This is a genomic window from Ruoffia tabacinasalis (genome assembly GCF_005864045.1).
GTDB lineage: Bacteria > Bacillota > Bacilli > Lactobacillales > Aerococcaceae > Ruoffia > Ruoffia tabacinasalis.
Genome location: NZ_VBSP01000002.1, coordinates 140,439 through 148,076, shown reverse-complemented (window position 1 = coordinate 148,076; position 7,638 = coordinate 140,439). Strand labels below are relative to the sequence as shown.

At 35.5% G+C, this 7,638-nt stretch carries 9 protein-coding genes; all 9 read left to right on the top strand.

From position 1 onward, the window contains the following. The first annotated feature begins 361 nt into the window (after window positions 1–361). The 9 genes from FEZ33_RS01700 to FEZ33_RS01660 all read left to right on the top strand — a co-directional run bounded on the left by FEZ33_RS01700 (window position 362) and on the right by FEZ33_RS01660 (window position 7,633). Entirely contained in the window at window positions 362–592 is a 231-nt protein-coding gene (locus FEZ33_RS01700; protein ID WP_138403656.1) for a DUF1146 family protein, read from the top strand. Window positions 593–653: 61 nt separating this feature from the next. Beyond that, a complete protein-coding gene (gene murA / locus FEZ33_RS01695) occupies window positions 654–1,958 on the top strand; it encodes a UDP-N-acetylglucosamine 1-carboxyvinyltransferase (RefSeq protein WP_138403655.1) in 1,305 nt (434 codons plus the stop codon). 28 nt (window positions 1,959–1,986) lie between these two features. After that, window positions 1,987–3,054 (top strand): rod shape-determining protein, encoded by a 1,068-nt coding sequence (locus tag FEZ33_RS01690; RefSeq protein WP_138403654.1) that lies wholly within the window; start codon window positions 1,987–1,989, stop codon window positions 3,052–3,054. 22 nt (window positions 3,055–3,076) lie between these two features. Then, window positions 3,077–3,274, top strand: a complete 198-nt coding sequence (locus FEZ33_RS01685) for a DNA-directed RNA polymerase subunit beta (protein ID WP_138403653.1) — start codon at window positions 3,077–3,079, stop codon at window positions 3,272–3,274. 223 nt (window positions 3,275–3,497) lie between these two features. Further along, the gene (locus FEZ33_RS01680; RefSeq protein ID WP_138403652.1) at window positions 3,498–3,872 is read left to right on the top strand and encodes a hypothetical protein; all 375 of its coding nucleotides are present in this window, start codon (window positions 3,498–3,500) and stop codon (window positions 3,870–3,872) included. A gap of 183 nt (window positions 3,873–4,055) precedes the next feature. Next, window positions 4,056–4,487 (top strand): division/cell wall cluster transcriptional repressor MraZ, encoded by a 432-nt coding sequence (gene mraZ / locus FEZ33_RS01675; protein ID WP_138403651.1) that lies wholly within the window; start codon window positions 4,056–4,058, stop codon window positions 4,485–4,487. Window positions 4,488–4,504: 17 nt separating this feature from the next. Continuing rightward, window positions 4,505–5,458 carry a 16S rRNA (cytosine(1402)-N(4))-methyltransferase RsmH gene (gene rsmH / locus FEZ33_RS01670; protein ID WP_138403650.1) on the top strand — a complete coding sequence of 318 codons (954 nt, stop codon included), beginning with the start codon at window positions 4,505–4,507 and terminating at the stop codon, window positions 5,456–5,458. 25 nt (window positions 5,459–5,483) lie between these two features. Continuing rightward, window positions 5,484–5,921, top strand: a complete 438-nt coding sequence (locus FEZ33_RS01665) for a hypothetical protein (RefSeq protein ID WP_138403649.1) — start codon at window positions 5,484–5,486, stop codon at window positions 5,919–5,921. Beyond that, a complete protein-coding gene (locus FEZ33_RS01660) occupies window positions 5,918–7,633 on the top strand; it encodes a peptidoglycan D,D-transpeptidase FtsI family protein (protein WP_138403648.1) in 1,716 nt (571 codons plus the stop codon). Before FEZ33_RS01665 ends, FEZ33_RS01660 begins: the two co-directional genes overlap by 4 nt. Window positions 7,634–7,638 lie beyond the last annotated feature (5 nt).

Sequence of the window (7,638 nt, the reverse complement as noted above, 5' to 3'; positions counted from 1 at the left end):
TAAAAATCGAATCTCGATAAAAATGTTCTGTAAAATCTCAAAAAACATATAAATTTTAGAACCAAAGCAAAATTACGACAAAAAATGTATTTTTAATCGAAAAATTTAGAAGTATGAATTATTCAGGGTTAATAAATTTTAAGTCAAAGAAAGTTAAGATTTACTTAAATTTGATTAAATGGCGAAATTGTAATATTTGTAAAAGGGATAGTTGTAAACTTATAAGAGCAATGTTTGAATTACTACACTTGTCTTTTTTAAAACTTAATTTTGACAAGTCTGAAATTAGGATAAAATAAATCAGTTTAATTAAATTTGATTTTATGCTATGATAATTTCGAACTAGAAAGGTGGGCGTAGTATGGCGATTTTTAATGGTATGGCAGTACTTGTTGTCCGTTTTACGTTTATCCTATTGAGTTATATGGTCTTTAAAGATATTAATTGGCGTCAGTTTTTTACTGAACGCAAATATTACATGGCACAGTACGCGTGTATATTAGTTAGTATCGCAGTTGGACATGTAGCAGGTTCGTTCGTACTGACGATCATTGAGGTACTTCAAAATATATTTTTGAGTAGCTTTCTATAAATATTATATTTTTTGTCGTAAGCTCCAATGCGACAAAATACTTAAAGGGGATTATTTTAAAATGCAAGAAATTATTGTTCAAGGTGGAAATCGCCTAGAAGGTACGGTAAAGGTTGAGGGAGCAAAAAATGCCGTTTTACCTATTTTAGCAGCATCAATTTTGGCAGAAACTGGTGTGACTGAACTAACGAATGTACCTATTTTATCTGATGTTTTTACAATTAATGAATTATTAACAAATATTCAAGTAGAAAATTCATTTAACGAAGAAGCGAACGAAATGAAAATTGACGCGACAGGCGAAGTTAAAACAATCGCTGATTATGATTTCGTAAGTAAAATGAGAGCATCAATTGTAGTCATGGGTCCATTATTAGCTCGTTTTGGTCATGCAAAAGTAGCGATGCCTGGTGGATGTGCAATTGGAACTAGACCCATTGACTTACACTTAAAAGGGTTTGAAGCACTTGGTGCTGAGATTAACAGTCAAGCAGGTTACGTAGAAGCAACAGCGTCTAAATTAAAAGGAGCAAGAATCTATCTAGATTTCCCAAGTGTGGGTGCGACTGAGAATATTATGATGGCTGCAGTTTTAGCAGAAGGTGAAACAATCCTCGAAAACGTAGCTCGTGAACCAGAAATCGTTGATTTAGCTAATTTCCTTAACAAAATGGGCGCTAAAATTGTCGGTGCAGGAACAGAAATGATTAAAATCAAAGGTGTTGAATCACTTCACGGTGCGAAACATTCTGTTATTCCTGACCGTATTGAAGCAGGAACATTCATTGTTGCAGCAGCAGTAACACAAGGAGACGTTTTTGTTGAAGGTGCGATTCGCGATCACAACAAACCATTAATCAGTAAATTAACTGAAATGGGTGTTGAGTTTGAAGAATACACAACTGGAATCCGTGTTAAAGGACCAAAAACATTAAAATCAACAGATGTTAAGACACTTCCTTATCCAGGTTTCCCAACAGATATGCAAGCACAAATGTCAATTGCACAATTGCTGGCTGGTGGAAGCAGTGCTCTAACAGAGACAGTCTTTGAGAATCGCTTTATGCATTTTGAAGAATTACGTCGTATGAGTGCTAAATTTACAATTGAGCGTCAGACTGCTGTTATGTATGGACCAACTGAATTCAGTGGTGCAAGTGTAAAAGCAACTGACTTAAGAGCTGCAGCCGCATTAATTATTGCTGGTTTAGTAGCGAAGGGATTGACTCGCGTTTCAGAATTAAAAAACTTAGACCGTGGATATTATAAATTCCATGAGAAATTAGCTAACTTAGGTGCTAATATTGAACGTGTAGAAATTCAACCAATTGTTTCTGAATCTAATAAAACTAAAGTACTCGCTTAAAGTACAGAAAATAGATGGGTGAAAATACATGAGCAGAGATATCGGAATCGACTTAGGTACTGCGAATGTTTTGATTCATCTTAAAGGTCGAGGGGTCATATTAAATGAACCTTCAGTCGTTGCTTTAGATAAGCAGACTCAAGAAGTCATCGCTATTGGTAATGAAGCGTATGAAATGATTGGTAGAACAGCAGATTCGATTGAAATCATAAAGCCATTAAAAGGTGGCGTGATTGCAGATTATGATATTGCAGAAGCACTTCTTGTACTTTTCTTTCAAAAAATTCACTCACAGAGATGGTTTACAAAGCCAAATGTACTTATTTGTCGACCATCGAATATAAGTGAGATTGAACAAACAGCACTTGTTGAAGCGATTGAAAAAGCAGGTGGCGGCAAGATTTTTATGGAAGAAGAGCCCAAAGTGGCGGGAGTTGGCGCTGGAATTGATTTACTAGATCCCTCAGGGAATATGGTTATTGATATCGGCGGTGGAACTTCTGATATTGCAATAATTTCAGGTGGCGACATTATTCAAAGTACATCATTAAAGATTGCTGGGGATGATTTTGACGCTAGTATAATTCAATACTTCAAAGATAAATACAAACTGCTCATTGGTGAACGGTCTGCGGAGCAAATTAAAATTGATTTAGCTTCAGCAGTGTTCATTGAGAATCAAGCTCAATTAGAGACTAAAACATTAAAAGGTCGAGATTTAGTTTCCGGACTACCAAAATCAATTAATGTCACATCGAACCAAATATATGAAGCAATTCATGAACAATTAGCTATGATAGCTAGAGCAGCTAAAGAACTGCTTGAAGACACGCAACCTGAAATTGCGTCTGATATTATGGAAAAAGGAATACTACTTACAGGCGGGGGAGCATTAATCGGTTCTATAGACGTTTTTCTATCCGAGTATTTAAATGTCTCTGCCATTCGTGCCAATCAACCTATGAGTTGTGTAGCGATAGGGACGGGTATTATGCTAGATTTAATTCAATCTGGTAAATTACAACGGACAAATCTATCTTGGCAACAAAAAGTTGCACGCTATTTCTCAAGATTGAAACGCCGTCTCATTGGATAAACTAACGATAGGGGATCGAAATATGTCAGATAAATATATTGAAGACAATGTTTTATTAACCGTCTTAAAAACACTTGGTAAAGTAATATTATTTTTATTATTTATCGTTTTGTTTTTCGTTCTTGGTTTATTTATTGGATATTCCATTATAGGTGACGGAAATTACTGGGAAGTGTTAAATCAAGATACATGGCAACATATTCTTGACTTTATAAGATGACAGAATATTACAAATAAACAAATGAATTGATCGAATGATAAATCAAAGTTTTTTTACACACTAGGACTAACCAGTGTAAAAGTTAGCTCATGATTTTCATTCGATTTTTTTATTTAAAAGATTCGCTCCATCCTTTTAGAAATGATTTAAGTTACTGGTCAAATTGTGTATAATTAAGAGACTGAGAAATAAAGCGAATGAAGCTGAAAGTGGAGGTGTTTTAATGACAAATGAGTTCGTATTATCGGAATTACTTTTATATATTGTTCCAGTAATCATTATTTTTGTTGTTCAAAAGTATTTGAAATCATATTTGAAGTTTTTTGATAAGTATCCGTTGAATTTAGCTATTTTGCTATTGCCACTTTGGTTGACATTAATTCATCTTTTTTCAAAATTAATCTTTGGCTTTAGTCTGATCCCATTCATACTTTTCATTACGGCATTTGCCTTAGGTTTGCAATTGTATGACTATATCAGACGCATTGATATGTTTACTTTTCAAGAATACTATATGCCTGCTAGTCAATTAATTTCCAAAATGTTTTCAGCTTTCTTAGTTGGTTTAGTCCTTTTAAGAGTTTATACATACTTTTAGTGGGAAAATCCCCCACTAATCTTCCACTCGCCCCCACTTTTAACAAAGTTTGATAATACACTGTTTAGAGCCGTTACTCGAAAGAGTTTCGGCTCTTTTTTTGTTTAAATTTGGTAAATGGTGGTACGAAGTGGAGGGATGTGGTAGAATGAAATTAACTAAAATGGAGGAGGTGTAATCGTCGTGCTGATTGGTGAATATCAACATAATATTGACGTAAAAGGGCGACTGATTATGCCATCGAAATTCCGTCCAGATTTAGGTCATAACTTTATTATTACTCGTGGTTTAGACGGTTGTTTATTCGGCTATCCACTCGAAAATTGGGAAACTATTGAAGAAAAATTACAACAATTACCTTTAGCAAAAAAAGATGCACGTAAATTTACTCGTTTCTTTTACTCAGCTGCCACTGAAGTAGAAGTAGATAAGCAAGGGCGAATAAATTTACCTAAAACACTTATAGACTTCGCTAAAATCGATAAGAGCTGTCGTGTGATCGGCGTATCAGATCGTATCGAGATTTGGAGTAGCGAACGTTGGGAAGAATTTGCAGATAGTATCGAAGAAGATTTTGAAGATATCGCAGAAGACATGATTGATTTTGGATTTTAGAAACGGGGGGATTATGAATGTCATTTGAACATGAGACAGTTCTATTGCATGAAACAATTGATATGTTAGAGATTAATCCGAATGGAACTTATGTAGATTGCACCTTGGGGGGAGCAGGTCACGCTAAGTATTTATTATCTCAATTATCAGAACGCGGACATTTATATGCCTTTGATCAGGATATGACAGCCATTGACAATGCAAAAGTTGTATTAGCAGAAGAGATAGAAGCAGGTAAAGTAACTTTTATTCATCGTAATTTTAGAGAAATCGAGCAAGGCTTAGCAGAATATAATATTGAATATGTTGACGGTATTTATTATGACTTAGGGGTTTCATCTCCACAATTAGATATTGCTGAACGTGGTTTTAGTTACCATCAAGAAGCACGTTTAGATATGAGAATGGATCAAATTCAAGAACTTAGTGCATACGAAGTTGTGAATGAGTGGGATTTCAATGATTTAATAAGAATTATTAGTCGTTATGGAGAAGAGAAGTTTGCGAAGAGAATTACCCGAGCCATTGAATCAGAAAGAGAAAAAGCACCGATTGAAACGACAACACAATTAAGTGAAATTGTGAAGTTAGCAATACCGGCTGCAACTAGAAGAACAGGTGGACATCCAGCTAAACGAACTTTCCAGGCGATTCGTATCGCTGTGAATGATGAATTAGGCGCACTGGAGGAATCACTGGAAGCAGGGTTGAAATTATTAAAAGTTGGTGGACGTATGAGTGTTATCTCATTCCACTCTTTAGAAGACCGTTTAGTCAAACAGTTATATAGAGAGAAATCAACCCCACCAGAAACGCCACCGAATTTACCTGTACTGCCAGCAGAGCACCAACCTGAATATAAATTTATAAACCGAAAACCAGTTACTGCTGACTCTGAAGAATTAGAACATAATAATCGAGCTCGTAGTGCAAAACTTAGAGTAATCGAACGTACGACAATTAAAGAATAGATTTAAAGGATTTAGGAGGCATCGGATGTCAGAACTATTAGAAAAGACTAATTATAATGAAGAGCAATATTTTGAACGTAAATTGGGGAATCATTATGATAAATCTCAACCTGTTGCCTCACCAAACTATAGTGTACCAGCAAGTGATCAACCATTTGAAGAACAAGAAAGTAATGTTTCCAAAAAGAAAAGAAAACTATCTAAATTTGAAACAATCTGGTTATCTCTTTGTAGTATAATAGCCGTTGGAGCGATCATCGCTAGTTTCTTTATTAGAGTGGATATTATTGAGCAACAACGTTCAATCAATAATTTAGAAGATTCTATTACAGAATACCGTTCTAATACTGATATTTTAAATAGTCAAATTACTGACCAATACAATTATCAACAAATTAAAGAAGCAGCGGATAGCAACAATATGACTATTGAGAAAGACAGAGTAAGGACTGTTGAGAGATGAGCGAAAAACAAAGCAATCATTCTAATTTAAATATATTATTATTAATAGGCGTCGCAGCTATAACATTTATTTTGTTAGGTGCACGCTTCTTTCAATTAAACATAACTCAGTCTTCGCATGGTGAGGATTTAGTGGAATATATCGAAGATTCACAAGACCCAAGAAGTAGTATCATCGAAGCAAAACGAGGCACGATTTATGACATTCAAGGTCAGCCGATTGCGATTGATACTACTTCTTATTCCATGTATGCAGTATTACAAGGGGGAAATGGCTACGACGCAGTTGAAGATAGAGATTACACTGCCAAAGTATTAAGTAATTATATTGATATGACCCGTGATGAGGTCTTGGATATATTATTAAACTATGAAGCAATACAAGTTGAATTTGGTACAGCTGGTCGTAATATTAGTCAAGAAACGCGCGATGCCATTGAAGAAGAGAATTTACCAGGTGTTTATTTTGTCAGTCAAAGTTCTAGACAATACGTAAACGACTACTTTAGTTCGCATCTGATAGGATATGCTTCGAAACAAGAACAGAATAATTCTTGGATGCCGACAGCGGATATCTTAACAGGACAAATCGGAATTGAGTCAGCTTATGATGCTGAATTAAGTGGTCAAAATACCATTGAAAATAATCCTGACCTAGTTGAAAGAACACGGACATTATTGGGAGAAGATATTTACCTTACTCTAGATAGTAGACTCCAACATTATATGGAAGAGTTACTTGATTATTCTTATAATAAGTATCAACCTGAAGAGATGAGTGCTTATTTGGTCGAAGTAGAGACAGGAAAATTATTAACAGCTGCTCAAAGACCGACATTTAATTTGAATACCCGTGAAGGGATTGAAACGCAATGGACCAACCAATTGGTTGAAGAAGTTTATGAGCCTGGATCAACCATGAAGATATTAACACAAGGTACGGCTTATGATATGGGCGTTTATGAACCCAATGAATTAGTTGAGACTGGTTCAACAGAAATTGAAGATGTGACAGTTCGAGATTATAACTTGTACGGTTGGGGACCGATTACTTTTGATGAAGGATTATCTAGATCAAGTAATGTGACGATTGTTGAATTAATTCGCCGTATCGGCTTAGACAATTGGACAGATCAATTAACTGAATTTGGTTTCGGCCAAACAACGGAATCAGGCCTAGCGAACGAAGCGACAGGAACGGTGGAGTTTGATAACCCAGTGTCTGCAACAATGTCAGGTTTTGGGCAAGGATTTGCGACAACACCGATTCAATTGCTACAAGCTTTCACTTCGATTGCTAACGATGGGAAAATGATGAAAATCCAATACCTTAACGGCATTGGAGAGAATAATGAATTTCAACCGATTGAGATTAATCAACCAATCTCAGAAGAAGCAGCGGATCATATTGTTGATTTAATGGTTAATACTGTGAATGAAGAGTATGGAACAGCACAAGAATATAGTGTGCCGGGCGTTCAGATCGCAGCCAAAACAGGTACGGCGCAAATTGCCAATCCAGATGGCTTAGGTTATTTAGAAGGTGCCAATGATTACTATTTCTCAGTTGTTTCATTCTTCCCAGCCGATGATCCGAAATATATGTTGTATTTCTCAATGAAACGACCAACCAATGATCATAATTTAATGGGTTCACAAATATTAGCTGAGATATTTAGACCATTTGTGGAATATGTATCAGTTTATGAATAGAAAGT

Bases quoted from the DNA above. Each gene is read 5' to 3' on its own strand.
- FEZ33_RS01700 (WP_138403656.1), top strand. From the start codon at position 362: ATGGCGATTTTTAATGGTATGGCAGTACTTGTTGTCCGTTTTACGTTT.
- murA (WP_138403655.1), top strand. From the start codon at position 654: ATGCAAGAAATTATTGTTCAAGGTGGAAATCGCCTAGAAGGTACGGTA.
- FEZ33_RS01690 (WP_138403654.1), top strand. From the start codon at position 1,987: ATGAGCAGAGATATCGGAATCGACTTAGGTACTGCGAATGTTTTGATT.
- FEZ33_RS01685 (WP_138403653.1), top strand. From the start codon at position 3,077: ATGTCAGATAAATATATTGAAGACAATGTTTTATTAACCGTCTTAAAA.
- FEZ33_RS01680 (WP_138403652.1), top strand. From the start codon at position 3,498: ATGACAAATGAGTTCGTATTATCGGAATTACTTTTATATATTGTTCCA.
- rsmH (WP_138403650.1), top strand. From the start codon at position 4,505: ATGTCATTTGAACATGAGACAGTTCTATTGCATGAAACAATTGATATG.
- FEZ33_RS01665 (WP_138403649.1), top strand. From the start codon at position 5,484: ATGTCAGAACTATTAGAAAAGACTAATTATAATGAAGAGCAATATTTT.
- FEZ33_RS01660 (WP_138403648.1), top strand. From the start codon at position 5,918: ATGAGCGAAAAACAAAGCAATCATTCTAATTTAAATATATTATTATTA.